This is a genomic window from Paraburkholderia tagetis, assembly GCF_022213065.1.
Classification (GTDB): Bacteria; Pseudomonadota; Gammaproteobacteria; order Burkholderiales; family Burkholderiaceae; genus Paraburkholderia; species Paraburkholderia tagetis.
In genome coordinates, this window is the sequence record NZ_JAKLJA010000027.1 from 20,454 (window position 1) to 43,779 (window position 23,326).

15 protein-coding genes and 3 pseudogenes are annotated in these 23,326 nt (G+C 65.0%); 10 read left to right on the plus strand and 8 right to left on the minus strand.

The window, feature by feature from the left end:
* Window positions 1-82 precede the first annotated feature (82 nt).
* The 4 genes from L5014_RS25880 (at window position 83) to L5014_RS25895 (ending at window position 4,632) form a co-directional block, all read left to right on the plus strand.
* The gene (locus L5014_RS25880) at window positions 83-877 is read left to right on the plus strand and encodes an ABC transporter permease (RefSeq protein ID WP_420800138.1); all 795 of its coding nucleotides are present in this window, start codon (window positions 83-85) and stop codon (window positions 875-877) included.
* Between the two features lie 106 nt (window positions 878-983).
* Complete coding sequence (locus L5014_RS25885) at window positions 984-2,522, plus strand: sensor histidine kinase (protein ID WP_238466654.1); 1,539 nt, start codon at window positions 984-986, stop codon at window positions 2,520-2,522.
* 83 nt (window positions 2,523-2,605) lie between these two features.
* Window positions 2,606-3,310: a response regulator gene (locus L5014_RS25890; RefSeq protein WP_238466655.1), complete on the plus strand. Its 705-nt coding sequence runs from the start codon at window positions 2,606-2,608 to the stop codon at window positions 3,308-3,310.
* Between the two features lie 170 nt (window positions 3,311-3,480).
* Window positions 3,481-4,632, plus strand: a complete 1,152-nt coding sequence (locus L5014_RS25895; RefSeq protein ID WP_238466656.1) for a porin — start codon at window positions 3,481-3,483, stop codon at window positions 4,630-4,632.
* A gap of 157 nt (window positions 4,633-4,789) precedes the next feature.
* On the opposite strand, the gene L5014_RS25900 is transcribed toward L5014_RS25895, so the two are convergent.
* Entirely contained in the window at window positions 4,790-5,086 is a 297-nt protein-coding gene (locus tag L5014_RS25900; protein ID WP_238466657.1) for a hypothetical protein, read from the minus strand.
* 163 nt (window positions 5,087-5,249) lie between these two features.
* Between L5014_RS25900 and L5014_RS25905 the strand changes: the two are divergent.
* Window positions 5,250-5,546: pseudogene (locus tag L5014_RS25905) on the plus strand (amidohydrolase family protein); the annotation flags it as partial.
* Between the two features lie 42 nt (window positions 5,547-5,588).
* On the opposite strand, the gene L5014_RS25910 reads toward L5014_RS25905, so the two are convergent.
* Complete coding sequence (locus L5014_RS25910; RefSeq protein ID WP_238466658.1) at window positions 5,589-6,209, minus strand: class I SAM-dependent methyltransferase; 621 nt, start codon at window positions 6,207-6,209, stop codon at window positions 5,589-5,591.
* Window positions 6,210-6,451: 242 nt separating this feature from the next.
* Here L5014_RS25910 and L5014_RS25915 point away from each other — a divergent pair, with 242 nt between their 5' ends.
* On the plus strand, window positions 6,452-6,889 hold the full coding sequence (locus L5014_RS25915; protein ID WP_238466659.1) for a glycine zipper domain-containing protein: 438 nt from the start codon (window positions 6,452-6,454) through the stop codon (window positions 6,887-6,889).
* Window positions 6,890-7,111: 222 nt separating this feature from the next.
* Here the strand turns inward: L5014_RS25915 and L5014_RS25920 are convergent.
* Window positions 7,112-7,522 (minus strand): annotated as a pseudogene (locus L5014_RS25920) (hypothetical protein); the annotation flags it as partial.
* On the opposite strand from L5014_RS25920, the gene L5014_RS25925 reads away from it, so the two are divergent.
* Window positions 7,515-7,727, plus strand: a complete 213-nt coding sequence (locus L5014_RS25925) for a SymE family type I addiction module toxin (RefSeq protein ID WP_338019331.1) — start codon at window positions 7,515-7,517, stop codon at window positions 7,725-7,727. The pseudogene L5014_RS25920 and the gene L5014_RS25925 sit on opposite strands and share 8 nt — an antisense overlap.
* 46 nt (window positions 7,728-7,773) lie before the next feature.
* Here L5014_RS25925 and L5014_RS25930 read toward each other — a convergent pair whose 3' ends face one another.
* From L5014_RS25930 to L5014_RS25950, 5 genes are all read right to left on the minus strand, one after another.
* Complete coding sequence (locus L5014_RS25930) at window positions 7,774-8,073, minus strand: hypothetical protein (RefSeq protein WP_238466660.1); 300 nt, start codon at window positions 8,071-8,073, stop codon at window positions 7,774-7,776.
* A 1-nt stretch (window position 8,074) separates the two neighbouring features.
* Window positions 8,075-16,660 (minus strand): two-partner secretion domain-containing protein, encoded by an 8,586-nt coding sequence (locus tag L5014_RS25935; RefSeq protein ID WP_238466661.1) that lies wholly within the window; start codon window positions 16,658-16,660, stop codon window positions 8,075-8,077.
* 193 nt (window positions 16,661-16,853) lie between these two features.
* Window positions 16,854-17,672 (minus strand): PP2C family protein-serine/threonine phosphatase, encoded by an 819-nt coding sequence (locus tag L5014_RS25940; protein ID WP_238466662.1) that lies wholly within the window; start codon window positions 17,670-17,672, stop codon window positions 16,854-16,856.
* On the minus strand, window positions 17,669-19,108 hold the full coding sequence (gene tagH / locus L5014_RS25945) for a type VI secretion system-associated FHA domain protein TagH (protein WP_238466663.1): 1,440 nt from the start codon (window positions 19,106-19,108) through the stop codon (window positions 17,669-17,671). The genes L5014_RS25940 and tagH overlap by 4 nt, the downstream gene beginning before the upstream one ends.
* Before the next feature lie 57 nt (window positions 19,109-19,165).
* Window positions 19,166-19,600 carry a TssQ family T6SS-associated lipoprotein gene (locus L5014_RS25950; RefSeq protein ID WP_238466664.1) on the minus strand — a complete coding sequence of 145 codons (435 nt, stop codon included), beginning with the start codon at window positions 19,598-19,600 and terminating at the stop codon, window positions 19,166-19,168.
* A gap of 259 nt (window positions 19,601-19,859) precedes the next feature.
* Here L5014_RS25950 and tssJ point away from each other — a divergent pair, with 259 nt between their 5' ends.
* From tssJ to L5014_RS25965, 3 genes and pseudogenes are all read left to right on the plus strand, one after another.
* Window positions 19,860-20,396 (plus strand): type VI secretion system lipoprotein TssJ, encoded by a 537-nt coding sequence (tssJ, locus tag L5014_RS25955; RefSeq protein WP_238466665.1) that lies wholly within the window; start codon window positions 19,860-19,862, stop codon window positions 20,394-20,396.
* Window positions 20,397-20,404: 8 nt separating this feature from the next.
* A pseudogene (tssK, locus tag L5014_RS25960) lies at window positions 20,405-21,769 on the plus strand (type VI secretion system baseplate subunit TssK); the annotation flags it as partial.
* 209 nt (window positions 21,770-21,978) lie between these two features.
* Entirely contained in the window at window positions 21,979-23,325 is a 1,347-nt protein-coding gene (locus L5014_RS25965) for a DotU family type VI secretion system protein (protein WP_420800139.1), read from the plus strand.
* Window position 23,326: the final 1 nt, after the last annotated feature.

Consider the following 23,326-nt stretch of genomic DNA (forward strand, 5'->3'; position numbering starts at 1 on the left):
TGCTCCCGCCACCACCACTCAAGCTGCAACCGCAACCGCAGCAGCCGCACTAGAGCCCAGCTCGCTCGCACAAGTCGAACGGATGGCGCAGCGCCGCATCCGCCAGCGCCACGCACTCGTGATCGGCCTGCGCGTGCTCGTGCTGGTCGTCGTGCTGGGCGGCTGGGAACTCGCGGGGCGCAACAAGTGGATCGACCCGTTCTTCTTCTCCATGCCCTCGCTGATCTTCCTGCAGATCGTCGACTGGTTCGTGAACGGCACGGCGCAAGGGCCGCTGCTCACGCAGGTTTGGGTCACGCTCGAAGAAACGGCGCTTGGCTTTCTGATCGGCGCCGTGGGTGGTGTGGTGTGCGGCGTGCTGCTGGGCCGCAACAAGCTGCTCTCGGACGTATTTAGCCTCTACATCAAGATCGCCAACTCGATTCCGCGCGTGGTGCTGGGCTCGGTATTCGTGATCGCGCTGGGGCTCGGCATGGCATCGAAGGTCGCGCTGGCCGTGGTGATGGTGTTCTTCGTGGTGTTCGGCAATGCCTTCCAGGGCGTGCGCGAAGCCGACCGCTACATGATCGCCAATGCGCAGATCCTTGGCGCGTCGCGCCGCCAGGTGACCACTTCCGTCGTGATCCCTTCCGCGCTCTCATGGATTCTCGCGAGCTTGCACGTGAGCTTCGGCTTTGCGCTGGTGGGCGCCGTGGTGGGCGAATTCCTCGGCTCGAAGCAGGGCATTGGCCTGCTGATCTCGACGGCGCAGGGCGCGTTCAACGCGAGCGGTGTGTTCGCGGCCATGATCGTGCTCGCAGTGGTTGCGCTAACAACGGACTATCTGCTGAGCGCGCTGGAAAAGCGCCTGCTCAAATGGCGGCCCGCCGCGTTTTGAGCATTGAAGTCGTAAGCCGGTGACCTTTCCGGCAGGCAAGGTCCGAAGCGTTCGAACGCCGTCCCGCAGCGCGGGGCGGCTTCTTGGTACTTGTGGGGAGCCTGACATGGTGCATAGCCTGCGTGCGCGTCTGCTGTTGTGGCTGCTGCTGCCGCTGGCGGCGTTCGTGGCCGTCACGGGCAAGATGTCTTACGATGCCGCGCGCCAGACGGCGGACCTGTTGCAGGACAACGCGCTGCTGGCCTCGGCGCGCACGATCATCGAGGACGTCGATTGGTACAACGGCGCGCTCGTCGCGAACATCCCGCCGGCGGCGCTGGAGATGTTCGAATCGCCGTATCAGGACCAGGTGTTCTACAAGGTGCTCGCGGGCGATGGCCGGCTGCTGGGCGGCACGCCCGAACTCGCGCTGCCGCCCGCGCGCGCGCAGTTATCGGCGCAGTTATCGGCGCAGTCACGCGCGCAATTGCCCGCGCAGTTACCCGCTCAGTTGCCCCCGCAGTTACCCGCTCAGTTGCCCCCGCAGTTACCCGCGCAGTTACCCCCACAGTTGCCCACGTTCTACGACAGCAACTACGACGGCGTGCCCATTCGTGCGGTCGCCTACGAGCGCATGCTCTACGACTCGGGACGCGCCGAGCGGGTCACGGTGATCGTCGGCAAGACCATGGCCTCGCGGCAGGCGATGATCGACGGTCTCTGGCGGCCGCAGTTGATACGCCAGTGGCTGATGCTCGCGCTCGCCGTGTTGCTGGTGCCGCTCGGGCTCACGCTGGAACTGCGTCCGCTCATGAAGCTCAAGAACGATGTGGCCGACCGCGAGCCGACGCAGCTCGAACCGATCCGGCCAGATCATTTGCCCTCCGAGCTCAGGCCGATCGTCGATGCGATCAATCAGTGCATCGCGCGCCTGAAGGTGCATGCGTCCACCCAGCGCCAGTTCATTGCCGATGCCGCTCATCAATTGCGCACGCCGCTCACGCTGCTCGCCACGCAGATCCAGTTCGCGAGCCAGTGCGATGCGCGCGATCCGGCGCTGTTCGTCGCGTTGCACGGCGTGCGCCGCACGAGCCAGAAGATGGGGGAACTGACGAGCCAGCTCCTGCTGCTGGCGCAGGCCGAATCGATGGCGCCTGCGCGCATGGGCACCCGCGTGGATCTCGGGGCGGTGGTGTCATCGGTGCTCGAAGAGTTGATCCAGGCGGCGCAGCAACGCGAGATCGATCTGGGCGCGGAACTGGCCGATGGCGTGCAGGTGGCGGGCAATGCGGGCTTGCTGGCCTCGCTCGCGGCCAATCTGGTCGACAACGCGATTCGTTATACCCAGGCGGGCGGCAACGTGACGGCCATTTGCCGACGCGAGGGCGACGAGGTCGTCTTGCAGGTCGTGGACAACGGCCCCGGCATTCCCGCCGAGGCGCGCAAGCATGTGTTCGAGCGCTTCTATCGCGTTGCAACGGACACCGAAGGAACCGGGTTGGGGCTTGCCATCGTGCACCAGGTGGCGCGCTCGCATGGCGGCTCCGTGAGCATGGTGCCCGGCGCCGGGCGTGTCGGACTCGTGGTGACTGTGCGTTTGCCGGCCTGGCGCGAGGCAGCGGCACGAAGCGGCGGCCTGAAGGAGCGGTATGAGGTTCTCGCATGAAGCGAAGACATGAAGCCGGGTGCCGAAAATCGATGGCAGATATCGTCGATCGCAGAAGCCGGTGATGTGAACAAGGAAAGACAATGAAGCTGATGCTCGTGGAAGACAACGCCGAGCTGGCGCACTGGATCGTCAATCTGTTGCGCGCCGAGAATTTCACGGTGGATTGCGTCGCCGACGGCGAGGCCGCGGATTCGGTGCTGATGACCCAGCGTTACGACGTCGTGCTGCTCGACATGCGCTTGCCGCGCATGAGCGGCAAGGACGTGCTCAACCGCTTGCGGCGCCGGCGCGACAACGTGCCGGTGCTCATGCTCACCGCGCACGGCTCGATCGACGATAAAGTCGCGTGCTTCAGCGCCGGCGCCGACGACTACGTGGTGAAGCCCTTCGACAGCCGCGAACTGGTCGCGCGCATCAAGGCGCTGATACGCCGGCAGGTTGGCGACAAGTCGGGCTGGCTCACGTGCGGCGACCTGCATTACCTCTCCGATACGCGCGAATTCCGTCACAACGAGGACCCGCTCGCGCTGCGCCGCCGCGAGCACGCGATTCTCGAAGCGCTGATGCTGCAACAGGGCAAGACCGTATCGAAGCATACGCTCATGGAACGTGTGTACAGTCTCGACGACGAACCAAGCGCCGATGCCATCGACATCTATATTCACCGGCTGCGCAAGCACCTCGCGGAGTCGAGCGCACAGATCATGACCCTGCGCGGCCTCGGCTACATCCTGCGCGCGAAGGATGCAGCGCCGCGCGAGCAAAGCGCCATTTCGGCCGTATAAATATTGGTGAATCCACTTAGCGATACGAACCTTTCGCGAAAGGAGCGCGAAGGATTGAGCCCACTACGATTCGTCTCATCCGTTGAGGTCATGCGCAAACCGGAAGCAATAGCCGGGGCGAGTTGGCAAGTGACTGGCAAGTGACTGGCAACGGACCAATCAGAACTTCAATGCAGCTATCTGAGGAGACAATCTTGAAGAAAAGGCATCTCGCATTCACCGTGGCCGCCGGCGCGCTGGCAGCGAGTGGCGCACACGCCCAGTCGAGCGTCCAGCTCTATGGGCTTATCGACCTGAGCGTTCCCACGTATCAATCGCATGCGGATGCGAAGGGCGATCATGTGATCGGGATGGGCAATGGCGGCGAGCCGTGGTTCAGCGGCAGCCGCTGGGGCTTGAAGGGCGCGGAAGATCTTGGCGGCGGCACGAAGGTGATCTTCCGCCTCGAGTCCGAGTACACGGTGTCGAACGGCGCGATGGAAGATCCGGGCCAGATCTTCGACCGCGACGCATGGGTGGGCGTGGAAGACGAGCGCTTCGGCAAGCTCACCGCCGGCTTCCAGAACACGATCGCGCGCGATGCGTCAGCCATCTACGGCGACCCCTACGGTCACGCGAAGCTGAACACGGAAGAGGGCGGCTGGACCAACTCGAACAACTTCAAGCAGATGATCTTCTACGCCGCGGGCCCGACCGGCACGCGCTACAGCAACGGCCTGGCGTGGAAGAAGCTGTTCAGCAACGGTATCTTCGCGAGCGCGGGCTACGCGTTCGGCAACCAGACGAGCTTCGGCAACAACTCGACCTACCAGGTTGCGCTCGGCTACAACGGCTCCTCGTATGCGGCCTCGACCTTCTATAGCCACGTGAACCGCAACGGCTTCACGAACCAGTCGTTCTCGGTGGGCGGCAACTATACGATGGGCATCGTGCGCGCCAACCTGGGCTACTTCCGCTACTGGGGCGATCAGGGCGCGCTGGGCCAGCGCCAGGACAACGCGTGGACGGTGTCGCTCAAGCTCGCACCGAAGGGCGCGTTCGACTACGAACTCGGCTATCAGCAGATGCGCACGCATAACGCCGCGTACAACGCCGATGGGGATATTCCGAATGCGAACCTGGGTGCCTTCGATCCGGCGAGCGGCTTGCACAACGGCTTCAAGGAAACGCTCTACGGCTCGATTTTCTATCACCTCTCGAAGCGCACCGAGGTGTATCTGGCAGGCGACTACATGAAGCTGCACGGCGGCTATACGGTTGGCACGACGTATGGGGCCACCAACCAGGTCGAAGTGACTACGGGCGTGCGTACGCGCTTCTGAGCGGCCTGATTCCCGGTGCTCCATAACCGTTGCCGGTTATTCGAGCGCCATATCACTGCCATGACAGCGGGCGCATCGGGCCGACGAAACAGGACCGATGCGCCCGCCGCATTTCTTCACATTATTGCGGGCGCCGCTCGCCCCGCCATATGCAGTTTCAACCCGCATTCACGCACGCCACGCTCGGCGCAGTGTACTCCGTGGGGTACGGCGCAGTGGGGCCGCTGACCAGCCGCAGATGCTGCGTCGCCAGCACGTCGGCTTGCACCTGCTCGCGACGCGTCAGCACCGCCTGTTCTCCGGCGGGCGTTTCGTTCACGCCGCAAAGCAGATGCTTCCCGCTCGATAGCTGAACCGGGGTTTGATACGCCGAATCCGGCGAGGCGGCAATACTGCAGGTACTCCATAACGCTGCGGCAACGCCGATTGCGTATCCGAGTTGAACGAGTTTCATGGCAGGCTCCTCAATTGCGATAATCCATCTTCGGCCAACGCGAAGCGGCGCGCCAGCGCGAAATCGGAAAATCACTCTTGCGGGCGGCTCAAGGATCGCCCCGGGATCGCCCGCGGGATCGCCCGCGAAGCCCGGCCCAGGCGCCCGCGCTATCTGCGCAATGGTGGTGGCGTCGAACGCGAATCCTGGCGCGAATGCGGCGATGCCGAATTTCCTTGCCGCGCTACGCACGCTGCTCATCCTGCGCGGCATGCTGAACCGGGGCTTCACCACGGTGCGCGACGCGGGGGGCGCGGACTTCGGAATGTGCGAAGCCGTCAATTCCGGCGAGCCCTGGGGCCCGCACATCCTGTCGTCGGGCAAGGCACTTTCGCAAACCGGCGGCCACGGCGACTTTCGCCAGCGTAGCGACAAGCTGGACGACGCTTGCGGTTGTCCTGGGCGTCACGGCGCTCTCAGCGGGCGGCCTATTGCCTCGGGTCGTCGCCGCTGCTGATCCGCATCAGCCCGGCTCCTTGCGGCACAGGCAATAGATGAACTTCTGCGTTACGCCCGCTGGCGTGTGGTGTTCTTCCCGCTCTTGCCGAAGCAACGTGAACGGCGCGCCGAATTCATCGTGCAGCGAATCGGCGTTGTAGCGCATGACCGGCAGGCCGCTGCAATGGTCGGGGCCGTCCTCCGCGAAGGTCGCGACGATGACGAGCCCGCCCGGCTTGAGCGCGCGGAGCACGGCCCGCACATAGGCTTCGCGATCCGCCTCGCCCGTCAGGAAGTGAAACACGGCGCGGTCGTGCCAGACGTCGTATGCATGAACGGGAAGCTCGACCTGCGTGATGTCGCCCGCGATCCACGCGACCTCGCTCGCGCGGTTGGCGAGCCGCTCGCGTGCCACCGCGAGCGCGGCGTCCGAGAGATCCAGCACGGTGAGATTGCGATAGCCGTCGCTCAGCAGGTCGTCGACCAGCGTGGATGCGCCGCCGCCCACGTCGATGATGGCGGCGTCCTTCGCCACGCCCGCCTGCCTGATCAACCCGACCGACTGGTTTGCATGCTCCTGGAACCAGCTGACGTTGGTCGACGCCTTCGTCGTATAGACGCGGTTCCAGTGTTCCTTCGATTGCATAAATCCTCCTGCCTGCGGTGTTCAGGACGCATGCGTTAGCGTGATTTTCCATCACGATGCGCTGTTCATGGCCCCGGTTTTCGTCGTGCCGCATAAATGCCAGACGAGTGTGGGAAGCAGGCTATTGACCGACGATGCCGCGAATTTCGCGGCGTTTGTCGCGGCATTTGGCATTGCGTGACATTATACTTTTAGATTGAATGTTAAACTTGCCCATACATCTGAAGAACAAGGACAAGTCAATGCTAAAGAAGATTGCAGTAACGACGGCAATTGTCGCTGCAATGGCCGTGGCGTCTCTGCCCGCCGAGGCGGGGGATATGAATAATGCCGTGGGCGGCGCGCTTGGCGGCGTGGCCGGCGCGGCAGTTGGCAACGCGATTGGCGGCAGCACGGGCGCCGTGATTGGCGGCGCAGTGGGCGGTGGCGCGGGCGGCGCAGTGACGTCGAACAAGCACGAGCGCACCGGCGCCGTGGTTGGCGGCGCACTGGGCGGTGGCGCCGGCGCTGCCGCGGGCAACGCGATGGGCGGCACGACGGGCGCGCTCGTAGGCGCAGCAGTGGGCGGCGGGGGCGGGGCAGCGCTGGGCGGCAACATTTCGCGCAACAACTCGTACTCCGACGACCAGTATCACGGCAAGAAGCACAAGAACAAGAAGCACAAGAAGTACTACGACTGAGCGTCTGAATGGTGCCGGATTTCCGCATGTCGATTACGGCGCCAGTAGTCGATCCCCCCACCCGGTGTTTGTTTCGTATGGGACATGGGGGGCGTTGCGCCAGTAGAAGGCAGGTTTAAAGGCTATGTTTGGCCATAAGCTTTACTTCGCCGCCGAGTTCGTGTGCCGCGTGGCCGTTGTGCTAGCGGGGCACTAATGCGTATGGTTCGCGCAGAAACGGTTGGTGATATCGATCGTGCCCGCACTGATCGCGCTGCGGGTGGTGGCGTTCTGGTCCCCGCTCTCGTTCTGCGCCATCGGAATCCCGCCACCCGAGCCGCTCACCGAACCCGGACCCGTCGCCTTGCCCGTATTCCCGCCGCCCGCTCCGGCACTGATCCCCGCGCTATTCGCAGAGTAGTGCGAGTGGTTCTCGATATCGGAGAAGGAGAGGGTGCCGGTCGACAGCGTATTCTTCCCGGCATCCGCCGTGCTGGAAATCACCGCACCAGTCAGCCCCGTATTCCCCTTTACGTTGATATCGAAGCCACCATCGCCCGCATTGATCCCGGCCTGCTCGTTGACCTGCGCATAGACGCCGTCCGCGTGACCCTTCTGGGCGGTGACGCTCGCGCTGCCACCGGTTGTGCTGATTGCATGCACCACCCATCCCGGGCGGCGCGTCACCGTCCAGCAGTCGTGGCGGTACCGGCGCATCAATGCGCGAACCCGCACCGAGCCGCCGCTCTATCCGTGGATCAAGCTATCGGGACGGTGGCTTGAGCTTGCAGGCTTCGAGGCAGGCCAGCGCGTGAGGATCGAGGTGCACGACGGCAGGCTCGTCATCACGCACGATTGAGAAGCACTGCAAACAACAAACCCAGCTCAAGGCTGGGTTTGTTTTGTTACTGCTTCTTCTGGCGCAAGATCTCACACAGATTGGCGATCAGCTCTTCAGCATCTCTCTTGTAACGTTCGTTCCACGCTGCCGCCCAGTCGCTCGGGTTTCCTGCAGACTCCCACTCCGACAACGCCAGGGCATTAACTATTTCAAGCTCAAACCAGCAGGCGCTATAAGCAGATTTCTGCTGCTCATCTTGATCACCATTGTCATGCAATACTTCAGACTCCTGCACGAAGCGCGCATATGCAAGGTGGTCTCTTGCTGCTGTTTTAGCGCGCTCAAGTATATCGACAGCTCGCATGTCATTTCCCGTACTTAACTGTAATCACTTTGCCTTCGCTATTCGTAACCACCGAAACATTATTGACCGAATCATAAAACACTGTCGTACCTCCACGGCTTGGCGTTGGCACGCCATTTTCGATCGTGTTCTGTATGACCGATGGCGTTAGCCCTCGATCCTGCATACGATCGAATGCGTGGCCCGCGTAGTCTGTGCGGTCTACGGCTCCCGGCGTGTTTCGCGTAGGCTGATACGACGGATTCTTCGGTTGATTGAACTGGTTAGACTTGCTACCCATAGGAAGCGACGCCTCGGAGTCGCCGCTGTTTGATGCCTGAGCATCATCTCTGCCACTACTCAGCGTCGCATTACCTGGAGCGTATCCTGGCGTTCCCGGCGTCGTCGCCGGCACAACCGTGCACACCGGCGGCACACACACCGCAACCGGCACCGCTGAACCACCCGTCGCCGGCGGCTTCGAGTTCCCGCCAGGGCCGTTCAGGTCATCCGGGCTCACATACGGCCCCTGCGGGCCATTGGCATTCACCAGCACCGCGAACTGGTTCGCCAGATTTTGCGCGCCACGTCCTGCACTGGCAAGCTGATCGCCAATCCAGCCAAGCGCGGAATTGGCCGTGCTGCCCTGGCCGTCGCCATTACCTGTACTTCGATTGTAGAGGTCCGCATTGCTCGCCGCGAACGCGCCAGCGCCGCCGCCAACCAGCGCGCCCATGCCGCCTGCGAGGATGTTGGCCGCCACGTTGCCCGCCAACTGGGCCGCATCGCCGCCGCCCAGCGCATCGCGCGTGCCGTTGGCCAGACGGTTCAGATCACCCGCAGCCCAGGCGGCCACTCCCGCACCCGCCGCACCGCCAATCGCACCGAACGCATTGCCTCCGCCAAGACCGCCGATCAACGCGCCACCCGCAACGTGAAGCGCGGCTCGTGAGTTGCCACCCTCGTCCCACGACTTCACATCGGCCATCGCAGCGTTATAGGCGTCCACGTCACCGGACGCCTTCGCCGCATCCGCTGCCTTCTGCGCTGTATCCCGCTTGTCATTCGCATACGCGGCAATCCCCTGCGCCACCACCTGGCCTGCCGCCTGCGCGGCCTGGATCGTATCGGCCTGCTGGTTCAGGATGGTGTTCACATCCGGCGTCTTGTCCACCCTGCCGTTCGTGCTCTCCATGTCGCGGCTCAGGCTGGCAATGTCCTGCGTCTGCGCGGCCTGGCTGGTGATATCGATCGTGCCAGCACTGATCGCGCTGCGGGTGGTGGCGCTCTGGTCCCCGCTCTCGTTCTGCGCCATCGGAATCCCGCCGCCCGAGCCGCTCACCGAACCCGGACCCGTCGCCTTGCCCGTATTCCCGACGCCCGCTCCGGCACTGATCCCCGCGCTATTCGCCGAGTAGTGCGAGTGGTTCTCGATATCGGAGAAGGTGAGGGTGCCAGTCGACAGGCTATTTTTTTTCGCATCCGCTGTGCTGGAAATCACCGCACCGGTCAGCCCCGTATTCCCCTTCACGTTGATGTCGAAGCCGCCATCGCCCGCATTGATCCCGGCCTGCTCGTTGACCTGCGCATAGTCGCCGTCCGCGTGACCCTTCTGGGCGGTGACGCTCGCGCTGCCACCGGTTGTGCTGATGCTGAATCCGCCGCCCACGCTGCTCTGGTGCGCCGCGCTCGTCGTCGTGTCCTGGACAGAACTGATATTGAGGTTGCCGCCTACATCAGCAATGACTTGTTTTCCGTTGACCTGCGAACCCGTGATGTTCGTGTCGCCGCCGCTGATGATCGTCGTACTGTTGGCCGCGTTCACATGCGAAGCGTTCTGGATCGCCGCATCGCTGTTGGCATCGCCGTGCGCATTGCTCATCGCCGCCGACACACCAAACCCCTGTGTGCCAAACGACACCCCGGCACTCGCGCTATTCGAACTGTTCGAACTGCGCGTCGAATCGGTGTCCGTGGTGTTCACCACGTTCACCTGGTTCCTCGCCGCGAGCAGCACATCGTTCGCACTGACGTTCGACCCGGCGATGCTCACATTGCCACTACCAGGCGTGCCATCGCCTGTCGCCACGAACGCAGCGGTGCCGCCCGCGCTCACATTCGAGCCGCGATTCGTCGTCTGGCTCTCGCTGGAATCGCTGCGGCTGCTGCTCGAGCCGACGCTCACCTGTACGCCGATGCTCGGCGCTTTCGGACCTGATGCGCCGTCCATCAGGCCTTTCGCACCCATCCCGGCGAACAGCGCATCGCCGCCCGCCGCAATCGCGTGCAGCACCGCTGCCCGGTCGTTGCCGCTGCTGGCGGAATGGCCGATGGCCTTGCCCTGCGCGTAAGCATTGTTGATCGCATCGCCCACCGACCCGGAAAGCCCGATCGACAGTCCGCTCGAATGCGAGGTTTGCGTCTGCGAGCGCTGCGCGGTATCGGTCGCCGCATCGATGATGACGTTCGACGCCATGCCCGTAACGTTCCCGCCTGCCACCAGATCACTGCCGGTCACATGCAGCGTGTTGCCCGCCTGGATCGACAGATTGCCGTTGAGCGACCCGACCGCGCTCGCGTTGTTCGTCACGCTCGATGCCTGGTCGGTCGTCGCCATCTTGCTGCTGCCGATCGTCACCGTGAGTCCGCTCGTGCCCAGGCCCGATTCCTTCTCCTGATGACTGCCCGACGACTGCATGGCGTTCTGCGTCGTGGTGATATTCACGTCATGCACGGCGGCAAGCGATACATCGTTCGTGCCGACGACCGTGCTGCCCTTCACGTTGATATCGTTGCCGCTAGAAATCGACACGCCATCCGCCGAGATCGTGCTGCCTTGCGAGAAGGTAGTGGTGGTATCGCGCGAATTCGACACCTCCTTGCCGCTCACCACATTGCTGTGCCTGTGCTGTTCCTGCGAGTTGTCGACGTGTGTCTCCGTCGCTGCGCCGATGTTGACGTCGCCCGTTGCAGCGAGTGTCGCAGTGCCCCTGTCTAGGTTGATCGCGCTGCCAGTAACGTTGATGTCATGGCCGGATACCACCGCGAGCGAATCGCCCGCATTAAGCGTCGTCGCAGTCAGCGCATCGTCGGCCCGGTGCATCGACTCCGAGTAGCTGCCGTGGCTGTCGCTGCCCGAACTGTTGCTGTCGATGGTGGAGGTGGCTTTCGCTGCATCGAGCGTCACGTTGCCCTTCGCTGCAATCGTGCCGCCGCCGCCCAGATTCAGGCTCGCGCCACTCGCCATCAGGTCACCGCCCACGCCAATCATCGACACGCCGCCCACGTTTACCGAACTGCCGGTCACACTGTTGACGTCCGTATCCGACGCGCCGTTCGCGCGCTCGACCACCTTGTGCTCGCCGGTCTGCACCGTGCCGATGACGTAATTACCGCCCACGGCCATGCCGAGATTGCCGCCCACGTTCAGGCTGGCGGCGTGTTGCTCGAAGTTGCCGCCGGTCACGATGGTCGCATCGCCGGCCACGTTCAGGCTCGCCATGGGCCCGAGCGTCGTCGTGACGCGCGTCGCGCCCGTGGGGCTGATCTGGTTGAGCGTCCTGGTCGCCGTATCGAGAATCAGGTTGCCGCCGGCGTTCAGCGCCAGGCTCCCGGCGCTCACTTTCGCGGAGGTCAGATCGACATTGCCCGCCGTCGTCAGCGACATGAGACCGCCGCTTTGCAGCGTTCCGAACACGTTATCGATGGACCTGCCGTCGATCGTCAGCGAGTTGGCCGCCTGCACCGTGCCGCTGTTCGTGAAGGTCTGTGCGTTCCGGAGATCGATATCGGTCGCGGTGATGAGCGGCCCGTTCATGTTCTGCTGGCTCGTCTTCGCGAGATAGACGACCGGCACCAGCACGGACTGACCGTCCACGATCTGCGTCTGCATGATGATGACGTTGCCCGTGAGCCGGGCCACCTGGTCCGACGACAGGCTCATGCCGAGCGGCAGATCGAGCGACTGCGAGAGCGCCGCGCCTGCGGCGAGCAGCGACGGGTACACCGACTGGAGGTCGGTATAGGGGCCGAGGACGGCCTTGCCGGTCAGCGACGTGATCTGGTTGCGCACGAGCTGCTGCTCGTAGAAGCCGTCACCGAGGCGCTTTGCGGTGGTCTGCGGATTCAGGCCGAGCTGCTGGAGGTAGTAGTCGCTCGAAATGAATGCTTTCTGGTTCGTGAAGGCCGGGTTCGTCTCGATCAGGTAAGGGGCGCCCGGCGCGGTCGCAGGCGTGAAGAGGCCGCCCTGGGGGATCGTCAGGTTGGCGAGGACGTTGACCGCTGTTGCGCTGGCGATGACGGGATTGACCGGGCTCGCGTTGCCCTGGACAGAGGTCGCGCCGCTTTTTGTGCCGTCCGCATTGCCGCTGAGCGCACCGACATCCACGCCGGAGAGCGACTGTCCAGCCGCGAGCCCGAGCGATGGAATGCCCGCATTGCCCGCCGTGTTGTCGATGCTGATGCCCGTGCCGGAGAGCGTGCCGCCCGCGACGAAGCTCGATTCGTAGGCGGGCAGTGCGTAATGGCGGATATCGGCCGGCGCGGCCTGCGTGTAGCCGCCCGGGCGTGAGCCGATGAACGGCGCGGTGCCGAACGGCAACGTCCAGTCGTGCTCGGTGTTGTCGTAGTTGTTGTAGTGGTAGTAGCCGGAGTAGGTGACCTGCACGCCGGGCGCGGCCTGGCCCTGCCAGCTGTTCTGGTCGAGCATCGTGGGCGCGGCAATGTCGCCAGCCGCCGCGACCGCGCTCCAGTGGTTCTGGAACAGGCCCACGTTCGAGGCGTCGAGGTTGCCGCCCGCCACGATCTGCGCCTGCGGACTGATGCCCGCGATCAGGTTCGCCACCGCCACGCCCGTATAGGTCGTGAACTGGTAGCCGCTGTTCCACTGGCCGCCATGCGGCGGCTCGATGTACACACCGCCAATCGCGTCCGGGTCGCCCGGGATGTTCCAGGGCGCCTGCTGGCCGGAGCACGCGGGCAGATAGACCGAGGTGCAGCCGGAGAGGCTGATACCGGGCTGCTCCAGCAGGGCCGGGTCCACGGTCTGGTTGAAGCCGGTCGTCGTCATCACGCGCCGGGTGTTCGTGACCTGATCCGCGTGCAGCGCCATGTCGCCCGCCGATTCGATCAGCGCCGACTGGTTGCGGATCAGGCTCGCGTTCGTATAGCTGCCGTTCGCATCCTTGCCGCCGGCCAGCACGACTTTGCCGAGGCCGTAAATCGCCGTGGTCGCCTGCGTGCCGGTCGCCGTGGTGTCGTCGCGGTTCTCGATATCGTTCGCAAGCAGCTCGAGCGTGCCGTCGCTGTCCGTCGCGCCGATGAGCGCGGTCGGCCCCAGGTTGGACAGGGTTTGCGTGGCATTGAGCGACACGCTGCCGCCCACGATGACGCCCGTGTTTTGCAGCGTATTCGAGTGCGTGCCGAGCGTGCCGCCCGCCATCATCGTGCCGCTGTTGACGATATCGCCCGCGTTGATGCCCAGGTTGTTCGCCGCCTCCAGCCGCGCGGCGTTGGTGAAGGTTCCCGGCAGCGTGAAGGTGAGGTCGTGCCCCGCGTTGAACTGCACATCGGGCGTGGGGGCGAAGTCGCCCTGCATGCTGATCGCCACGTCATGGGCCGCGCTGTAGGTGCCGCCGCCCGTGAGCGTCGCCGCGCTCACCGCGAGGTCGTGCGTCGCCCCCATCTGGCCGCCGGTGTTGTCGATCGCGCCCGTGGCCGTCACCGTCACATCGCCGTTCGAGCCTGCAACGTTGCCGATTGCGCCGCTCGCGTTGTCGAGCGTATCGTCCCGGACCGCGACGTTCGCGCCACTGATCTGGCCGCCCTGGGTGTTCACGAGGGCGGACGCGCTCACGCCGACCTTGCCATTGCCCGTGATCTGACCACCGCTGTTCACGAGCGCGCTGCCGCCTTGCACGGTGGCATCGCCCGTGCCGAGGTTGCCGATGACGCCCGCCGTGTTGTCGATGGACGCGGCCTGCACCGTGAGCGTGCTGGTGTCTTCCTCCGCCCCCGTGCCGGACTGGATCTGGCCGCTCGTGTTCGTCAGCGCGTCGCCGCTCGCGAGCGAGACGGACGAGAGCGAGCGCACCACGCCCTGGGTGTTGTTCACGTCGCCCGCGATGATGGCGTTGATGCTTCCGAGTGCGGCCAGCACACCCGAGGTGTTGTCGAGGCTCCCGGCCTGTGCCATGAGTTGGCCCGCCGTGACGATCCGGCCGCCCACGTTCGAGAAGGCGCCGGCACCATTGCCCGGTGCAACGGTGAACAAGCCCGTTCCGGCGTGCAGGATCGCGCCGCCGTCGTTGTTCAGCATCCACGGCGCAAGCGTGAAATCCGTGCTGTTGGTTTGCAGCGTGCCGCCCGCCGAGTTGTCGAAGGTGCCGCCGATGTTCATCCCCATCGGCGCCGCGCCGTACTGCGTGATCGTGCCGCCGTGGTTCACGAGGTTGCCTGCATTCAGCGTGAGCTGGTTCGCCTCGATGTCGCCGCTGGTGTTGTCGAGCGTGCTGGCGGTCGAAATCGCGAGGTTCGGGGCGACGATCGCACCACCGCTGTTCGTCATCGAACCGGCATGGATCGTTGCGTTCGAACCTGCGCCAAGCTGGCCGCCATCGTTCGTGAGCGCGCCGCCCGTCACGCTCAGGTTGGTGTTCGACAGCAGTTTGCCGCTGGTGTTGTCCAGCGCGCCGCTTGCCGTAGCCGTGAGCGCGTCGCCTGCTGTTACCGAGCCGGCGTTGTTCAGGTTCGCTGCACTGAGCGCCGCGCTGTGGAGTGCGCTGAACTGACCCAGGTTCGTAAAGGTGTACGCGGTGGCCTGCACGTTGCCGTTACCGCCGATCACACCGCCAATGCCGTTGAGCAGCGTGCCCGTGATGCCCAGGCTCAGGCTGTCGCCGTTCAGTGACGTGATACGGCCCGCCGTGTTGTCCAGCGAGGCGGCGTAGAGCGCGAAGCCGGCCGCGCTCTGCATCGTCCCCTGATGGTTCGCCACAGCGCCGCCGCGTACCTGCATCGCGCCCTGCGAAACGAACGTGCCGCCCTGATTGGACAGGTCGCCGGCTGCCGTGGCAGTGAGCGGCCCTTGTGCCGACACGTTGCCGCCCTGGTTCGAGAGGCGCCCCGCGTCGAGCGCGACGCTGCCGCCCGTAACCGTGCCGTGGTCGTTGACGAGCGCGCCTGCGGCCTGTGCGTTCACCGCCCCTTGGGCGCTCGTGCGCGCACCGGAGAGCTTCAGGTCGCCCGCATTCGCGTTGAGCGCGAGGTTGCCGTTCGCCGCTGTCTCGCTGCCTGCAAGATTGACCGCTGCGCCGGTCAGCGCGGCATCGCCCCCGGCAATGTTCTGGCCCGTGGCCGAGAGCGCGCCCGACGAAACGACATTGAGGTTCGCGTCCCGCGTCACGACGCCGTCGCTGTTCACGCCCGAAGCGAGCGTGCCGCTCGACGCGACGCTGCCCGCATTGACGTTCGTGTTCTGCTGCGCGGCAAGCGTGCCGCTGTTCGCGAGCGCGCCGTCCGTGCTCGCGCTGAGACTTTGCTGCGCGTAGGTCGTGCCGCTGTTGTCGATGCCATCGCGTGCCGAAGCACCGATGTTGCCGCTGGCCCGGGTTTGTCCCGCGAGCACGAGCTTGCCCTCTGTGGTCAGTACGAGATCGCCTGCATTCGCAGCCACGACGCCCTTGAGCGACACCCCGACGCCCAATTCCGTGCCGGCCAGGAAAATACGGTTCGCGTACATGCCGCCGAGATTGCTGACGTCGATGGAGACGACCGGCGCGGGACCCTCGCCGGCAATCGCGGTTGCTGCGAGCGTGTCGTGATCGACGCGGTTCGCGCCCGCCACGATGTTCAGGTTCTTCGCGTAGATGGCGGCATTGGCTTGCACGGCGCGCGCCAGCAGATCCACCTGATCGACATTCGACGCATTCAGGCCCGCGCCATTGACCGTGATGTTGCCGCCGCTCACGTTGAAACCGGAGAGCGAACCGTCCGCCGCATAGTTCGGCGTGCCCGTGGTGAGAATGGCGCGCGACGTATTGATGAATCCGCCGCCGTTCACCGAGATTCCCGAGGGATTCGCGATGACCACTTCGGCGCGCTGCCCCGCGACTTCGAGATGCCCATTCAATTGCGACGCGGCCGGACTGTTGACCTGGTTGACGATGACTCTGGCCGCCTGACCCGGACCGAAATTCGGGTTGCCGTTGATCGTGCCCGCCTGCTGCGTCTGCACGATGGTGGGCGAGTTGTTCAGAATCGCGCCGCGCGACTGAACATCGAAACGGCTATACGTGTTGACTGAAACACCGGCCCCGGAAGGCCGGTTGATGTTGATTTGATCGAGCCCGTTCTGCGTCTGGATGACGTTGGGTGCATGCGTACCACCCATGACGATCTGTGCAACGCAGAGCACCGGCAGTGCACCGAGCAGGGCGAGCGCAGCAAACGCAATCTGCCTTAACGTGAACAGTGCGCGGGAGTGAGCAATAGGGCGCACGCGCGTGCGCGTCGGGCCGGCGGCCATTCCCGCGAACGTCGCCGTTTCCTCGACGGCAATGAGCATGCCCCGCGTCTTGCTGAATACGAGGCGATGAAGATTCCTGTTCATCCACGGCCTTAGTTATGCTTATTTTTAACGGCCTATAACCTAGCGCTACGCAGCGGCCCTGTGATGCAAAGAGGCGCCAGAAACAACGGATTAACTCAAATCGGATTTGTCTGATCGAGTATGCCCAGAAAATCGCGTAACTCACGCGGGCAATTTTTCGCCCGGGAAAAAAGCCCGCTTCGCCGGCACATATTCACTCCTCCCGCCGCGTCCTCGCGCGCTGCAACGTAACGTTCTGCGGGCTCCCCGCCCATACCGCCAGCGCCGAATAATTATCGGCATTCGGCGCGCTGCCCGAATGGCGCATCGCCTCGTGCTCGATCAGCAGCGCCCAGTCGTCGACGGTATGCACGATGCGCAGCCGGTCTTCCAGCGCCTCTTGTGCAACGGTCTGCCAGAGCCCGTCGGTGCATAGCAGAAACACGTCGCCGTCTTCGAGCGCGTGCGGCGGGCTGATCGCGGGCGCGATCGGTCCGCGCATGCCTAGCGCCATATGCAGCCAGCCGGGATTGACGCCTTCGCTGGGCAGTCCCGCATCCAGCAACTGCTGCCGCACGCTATGGTCGCGCGTGCGTTCGATCAGCGCGCCGCGTGCGAAGCGGTAGAGCCGGCTGTCGCCAAGATGGGCCCATTGCGCGATGTTGTGCCGCCGGTCGATGAAGAGCGCGATCACCGTCGCGCTCATGCGGCCGCGTTCGCGCTCGCGCTGCTGGCTCGCGAGTATCGCGCCGTGCGCTTCCTCGATGCAGGCCAGCAAGGTTTCGCCGAGCGCGGGCTCGCGGATTGGGGCGCGGAATGGCTCGCGGATTGGGGCGAGGGTTGGGCCACTGCGTTGCGCCCGCTCCAGGATCCGCTCGACGGCGCAGCGCGCGGCGACCTCGCTGCCGGGCTCGCCCGAGACGCCATCGCTCACGACGAAGCACGCGTAGTCGTCCGAGATCGTGTAGCCGAGTGCGTCCTGATTGCTGTCCCGCGTGCCCGTGCACGAGAACTGGGCGCACGAGAGGTTCATGCGTCGCCTGCGCGCGCCGGGCGGCGTCGCTCGTGATAGCTCCTCACTTCCTCATCGTAGGCGCGCAGGAAGGACCGGCCGAACACCGCGCTGAAGTCGTCCTCGACCGCGAGCATCGTCTCGTGGTGCATGCGTTCGTAGCGGTTCCACAGGCGTAGCTTGCGCAGCACCGGCAGGAGCGCTTCGTAGCGGCCCGGGGCATCGCGTTCGGCCAGGCGCTCGGGTGAGAAGCGCAGCAGCACGTCGTTCAGCGCGGCGCGCATGCCCGCGACCATGGCGATCTGATGCGCCTGCAAGTCGTGGAACGCGTCCTCGACGGCGCCAGGCGGCGTCATGAAGCCGGGAAACGGCAGGCCGAACATCTGGCGCAGCGCCGCGCTGCCATCGGGCAGCAGCTTCAGCGGATTGTTCTCGCGATCGAGCAGCACGGTCATGTCGGCCTTCACTTCGCGCTTGAGGATGCTGCGCGAGGAGAGCAGTTCGACCGTGCCGTTCGCGAAGAGCGCCAGCAATTGGCCCGCGGTGTGCAACTGTTCCGTCCGCCAGTCGCAGGTGGCCTTGTCGAGGCCCGCGCCGCGCAGGAATGCGCAAAGCAGTGCATCGGCGGAATCGGGCGCGCAAGGGGGCGTTTGCGCATCGGTGCGCGTTGGTGTGGCGGTGGCGCTTGCTGCTTCCATTGGTGTTGGTGTCGGCGTTGGCGTTGGCGGGTTCGCTGTGCTCGCGTCGTGCTTGCCGGCCGCGAATGTCTGTTCGTATGCACTTGGCTGAGGTGGACGCGCAGGAAACTCGCGCTCCGTTTCGTTTCTTGCGCGATTTGCGAATGTGGTTGCGTGCGCATCTACATTGGGTGTTTGCGCCGATGCCTGGGTTGAGGCTGGGCTCGCGAATTCCGCCGCGTCGCCGCGCGGGCGCGCGAAGAGCGCGAGCGGATCGGTAGGGATGGGCGGCACGCTTTCCCTGGGCGGGGCGCGGCCCGCGCTTTCGCTCGCGTGCGAGGGCGCGGAAGCCTTCTGCGCGACATGCGCCGAGTGTGCTGCTTGTGCCGGGTGTGCCGCTTGTGCCGCTTGTGCCGCTTGTGCCGCTTGTGCTGCTTGTGCTGCTTGTGCCATCTCCGCCACGCCAACGTCGCCGTCTTGCGCGCGCAGCACATATGGCCCGATGCGAATCGCGTCGCCCGACGCCAGCGCATGTTCCTCGGTGTATTCGAGCGGCGTGTCGTTGATCTCCACCACCGACACGCTGCTCAAGTTTTTCAGCACGCAATGCTCGCCGTCGATTTGCAGCAGGGCTTGCAGGCGCGAGACCTGACGCGTTTCGTCGGGCAGCACCATCTGGTTGTCGGCATTGCGTCCGATCGTGCCGCCCGGCGCATGGAACACCACGCTGGTTTCGGTGCGGACCGGTTCTCCTGCGTACTCGATGACGGTCAATTGCATGATGCGGACTGACTCACTGAATAACGGATAAAAGGCACTCGCGACGCATACGGCCCGTCAGGACGGCGCGACCTTGCGGCGGGCCGCGTCGAACGCGGGGCCCCAGACGGGGTGACCCTTCTCCGCGGCGGAAAGTTCGAAATGCGGGTCGAGCCGCAGGATCGCCTCGAACTCGGCGCGGCATTGGGCGACGCGGTTCGTCACGCAGTAGCTGAACGCCATTAGCTTGTGCGCTTCGATCTGGGTGGCGCGGTCGCCGTCTTCCACGGCGTTGCTGTTGCGTAGCAACTGGATGGTGCGCGAGTAGTCGCCCGCCACATACGCGTCGTGTGCGGCCGCAACGGTATTCGCGGCGGCGCGCTGCGTGGGCGAGAGGCTGCTGCAACCGCCCGCTGTAATGAGCGCTCCAACGAGCACCAGTAAAAATGCGCCGCCCAAGGCGGCTGACGCGCAATTCACACGTAACAAATTCCAGCGTATCGGCCAATTCATTGTCGGCTATCCAGTATTTATTTCTTCATTCAAGCCTGTAATGTAATTACTACGGCTTGAGGAATTTATTTATAGAGTGCGTATTCGGAGAGCGTTGCGGTAAGGAATCGTACGAACTATAGTCTAGTCACCTGATTTTTCCTCATATTAATTGTTACCCGTGAGACACCCCCTGCTTGCAGCACGAAGAGGGGCGGGGCGTGTTCGTGCCTGTGCATGAGCAACGTGTTTTCGCGCTGAATCAGAGGGTTAGCACGGTATGTACGAAGCGCCAATTAAGCGCGTGCTTCAACTGCGCGCCGGGATTTATTTTGCATTTTTATTATTATGCGGATGCGCATCGACGGAGAAAGATTTACCGGTGCCATATTCGGTCACATTTCAGGTGGCGGCCGACGCCAATCGCGATTCTCAAAACCGTTCCGTGCCCATAGCGTTGCAAACGTTTCAGCTAAAATCCGGCAATAATTTCAGCCGCGCCGATTATTTCTCGTTGCAAAGCAAGCCCGAAGATGCGCTGGGCGCGGAGCTGGCGGGCACCGAGCGCATCGTTCTGCGTCCGGGCGAGTCGCGCACGATTCACTATTCGGGCGGCGAGTCGGTGCGCGCGCTCGGTGTCGTGGCGGGCTATCGCAAGCTCGAAAAGCGCCGCTGGAAAATCGTCGTGGCGCTGCCGCCGCCCGCGAGCACCAACCTCTTCAAGTTCTGGCAGGGCAAGCCCTCCGAGGTGCGTTACGTGATCGCGGTGCAGGGCGACGGACTCGTCGCCACGCCAAACGCCGGTGACGCTCAATGAACGACCGCATGAATTCTCCTGTTGCGCCCGTCACGGGCGGCACCGGCCAGCGCGATCGCGTGGTGTGGTCCGAAGGCATGTTCTTGCGGCCACAACATTTTCAGCAGCTCGAACGGTATTTCGAGCGCTACGTGCATCTGCGCTGCGCGCCGCTGCAACGTTATTGGTGGGGCTTCGCGTCGCTGCAGGTCGACGAGGAGGCGCTCGCGCACGGCAAGGTGATGCTGCGTGCCGCGAGCGGCATGCTGCCCGACGGCACGCCGTTCGACTTCTCGCATCTCGACGAAGCGCCCGAGGCGCTGGAGGTAGGCGCCGAGGTGCGCGACACCACGGTCGTGCTGGCGCTGCCGGCCACGCGCAGCAGCAGCGCGCAGGTGACGTTCGGCGGCGGCGCGGCGGCGCTCGCGCGCTACGAGGCCTATGAAGCCGAAATCGCGGATGTCAACGAGGTGCGGCTCGAACCCGCGCTCGTACAGTTAGGACGGCTGAAGCTGCGGCTGGCGCTCGCCACCAGCGTGGACGACGACTGGCACGCGATGGGCGTGCTGCGCGTGGTGGAGCGGCGCACCGACCGGCAACTGGTGATCGACGCGACGTATATTCCGCCGCTGCTCGACGCGCATGCGCATCCGCAGCTAGCCGGTTACATGCGGGAGCTGGACCGGCTGCTCGCGCAGCGCAGCGAGCTGCTGGCCGGGCGTCTTGCGCAGGCGGGGCGCGGCGGCGTTTCCGAGGTCGCCGATTTTCTGCTGTTGCAGCTCGTCAACCGTTACCTCGCGGTGACGTCGCACACGTCGCAAACGCCCGGGGTCCACCCGGAGCTGCTGTTTCGCGACTGGCTCAAGCTCGCCTGCGACTTCGCCACCTTCACGGCCGCCTCGCGCCGGCCCGAGGTGCTGCCGCTCTATCGGCACGACGACTTGCGCGCGACCTTCGGCGAGTTGTTCGCGGAGTTGCGGCGCTCGCTTGCCACCGTACTCGACCAGAATGCCGTGCAGATCGCGCTCACCGACGCGGGCAGTGGCGTGCAGGTGGCCGTGATCGCCGATACGTCGCTCTTGCGCGATGCGGGCTTCGTGCTGGCGGTGCGCGCCGACGTGCCCGCCGAGAGCGTGCGCACGCGCTTTCCCGCGCAGGTCAAGCTCGGGCCGGTCGAGCGCATCCGCGACCTGGTGCAGTTGCAGTTGCCGGGCATTCCCGTGCGTGCGCTGCCGGTCGCGCCGCATCAGATTCCGTATCACGCCGGCCATAGCTACTTCGAGATCGACAAAGGCGGCGACCTGTGGCGCCAGCTCGAGCGCTCGGGCGGCCTCGCGCTTCATCTGGCCGGCGAATTCCCGGGCCTCACGATGGAGTTCTGGGCGATCCGCGGCGTGCGCACAGGCGACATGCGCGTGGGCGACATGCGCACAGGCGACATGCGCGTAGGCGACATGCGCGTAGGCGATGCACGCGGCGTGCGCGAACGAGACACGCGATGAATCCGCTCAACGGTCCTTTCCCCGCGCAACGCGAAGCCGAACGCGAGGCTGCACGCGCGACAGCCCACACCAGCGCACGCGCTCCCGGTCACGCGGCCTTGATGGCCGCGCATCCGGACCTCGCTTGCGCAACGGGCAACGAGACGCAGCACGCCGATGCATCGCCCGGAGGGGACGCGCGCTGGTTTCCGGGCGCGGCGGCGGCGTCGGCCGCCTCGGCGGAGGGCGGCAATCCGCTCGTGGCCGCGGCCAACGCATTGCTGAACCTGATTCCGCAGATTCGCTACACCGTGCACCATCCGAATCCGGGCTGGCTGCGCGAGCATCTCGCCAACGAGATCCGTCAGTTCGAGGAGCGCGCGCGCAGCGCGGGGGCGTCGCCGGAGCAGATCGGCGCGGCGCGCTATTGCCTGTGCACGGCGCTCGACGAGGCGGCGGCGCTCACGCCGTGGGGCGGAACCGGCGACTGGTCGGCGAATAGTCTGCTTGTGGCGTTTCACAACGAGACGTGGGGCGGAGAAAAATTCTTCGAACTCCTCAATCGTTTGATGCAGCAGCCGCGCGAGCAATTGAATCTGCTGGAGCTGCTCTATTACTGCCTCGTGCTCGGCTTCGAGGGGCGCTACCGCGTGCTCGACAATGGCCGTGCCCAGCTCGACGATCTGCGCCACACGCTCGCGCGCACGATCCGCGACGTGCGCGGCGACTACGACGCCGCGCTCTCCGCGCACTGGCGCGACGAGATCGCGCGCGAGGACCCGCATCGCTTCGCCATGCCGCTCTGGGCCTGCGCCGCGCTCGCCGTGCTGGTGGGCTTCGGCGTGTATGTCGGGTTCGATCTCGCGCTGGCGGGGCGCTCGGACAAGGCGTTCTCGACGATCGGCAGATTGCAGATTCCGGGCGTGCGCCTCCAGGCCGCCGAGCCGCAGGCGGTTCATCCGATGCCGCCGCCACGGCTTGCGGGCTTCCTCGCGCCGGAGATCGCCGAGGGGCTCGTGGCAGTGCGCGATGCCGCCGATCGCAGCGTGATCGTGCTGCGTGGCGACGGCCTGTTCGAATCGGGTTCTGCCACGGTGATCGACCGATACCAGCCGACGCTCGCGCGCGTGGCGGCCGCGCTCGCGAGCGTGCCGGGCGCCGTCGTCGTGGCCGGGTATACGGACAACGTGCCGGTGCACAGCGCGCGCTTTCCGTCGAACTGGGACCTCTCGGTCGAGCGCGCCCGCGCCGTGGCGGGCATTCTTGCCGCGCGTCTGGGCGACGCCGCGCGCGTGCGCGCCGAAGGGCGCGGCGCGACCGATCCCGTGGCGCCCAACGACAGCGCTGCCAACCGCGCGCGCAACCGGCGCGTGGAAATCACCTTGCTCGCCGCGCCGCCGAAGCTCGCGGCATCGGGCGAGGGTATGGGCGGGGCCACGGGTAAGGCCACTGAGGGAGGTGCGCAATGAG

Excerpts from the sequence above, each read along its gene's own strand:
- L5014_RS25965 (WP_420800139.1), top strand. The coding sequence starts at position 21,979 with ATGGCCGCGCATCCGGACCTCGCTTGCGCAACGGGCAACGAGACGCAG.
- L5014_RS25890 (WP_238466655.1), top strand. The coding sequence starts at position 2,606 with ATGAAGCTGATGCTCGTGGAAGACAACGCCGAGCTGGCGCACTGGATC.
- L5014_RS25915 (WP_238466659.1), top strand. The coding sequence starts at position 6,452 with ATGCTAAAGAAGATTGCAGTAACGACGGCAATTGTCGCTGCAATGGCC.
- L5014_RS25935 (WP_238466661.1), bottom strand. The coding sequence starts at position 16,660 with ATGAACAGGAATCTTCATCGCCTCGTATTCAGCAAGACGCGGGGCATG.
- L5014_RS25885 (WP_238466654.1), top strand. The coding sequence starts at position 984 with ATGGTGCATAGCCTGCGTGCGCGTCTGCTGTTGTGGCTGCTGCTGCCG.
- L5014_RS25880 (WP_420800138.1), top strand. The coding sequence starts at position 83 with ATGGCGCAGCGCCGCATCCGCCAGCGCCACGCACTCGTGATCGGCCTG.
- tssJ (WP_238466665.1), top strand. The coding sequence starts at position 19,860 with ATGTACGAAGCGCCAATTAAGCGCGTGCTTCAACTGCGCGCCGGGATT.
- tagH (WP_238466663.1), bottom strand. The coding sequence starts at position 19,108 with ATGCAATTGACCGTCATCGAGTACGCAGGAGAACCGGTCCGCACCGAA.
- L5014_RS25940 (WP_238466662.1), bottom strand. The coding sequence starts at position 17,672 with ATGAACCTCTCGTGCGCCCAGTTCTCGTGCACGGGCACGCGGGACAGC.
- L5014_RS25930 (WP_238466660.1), bottom strand. The coding sequence starts at position 8,073 with ATGCGAGCTGTCGATATACTTGAGCGCGCTAAAACAGCAGCAAGAGAC.
- L5014_RS25950 (WP_238466664.1), bottom strand. The coding sequence starts at position 19,600 with ATGAATTGGCCGATACGCTGGAATTTGTTACGTGTGAATTGCGCGTCA.
- L5014_RS25900 (WP_238466657.1), bottom strand. The coding sequence starts at position 5,086 with ATGAAACTCGTTCAACTCGGATACGCAATCGGCGTTGCCGCAGCGTTA.
- L5014_RS25895 (WP_238466656.1), top strand. The coding sequence starts at position 3,481 with ATGCAGCTATCTGAGGAGACAATCTTGAAGAAAAGGCATCTCGCATTC.
- L5014_RS25910 (WP_238466658.1), bottom strand. The coding sequence starts at position 6,209 with ATGCAATCGAAGGAACACTGGAACCGCGTCTATACGACGAAGGCGTCG.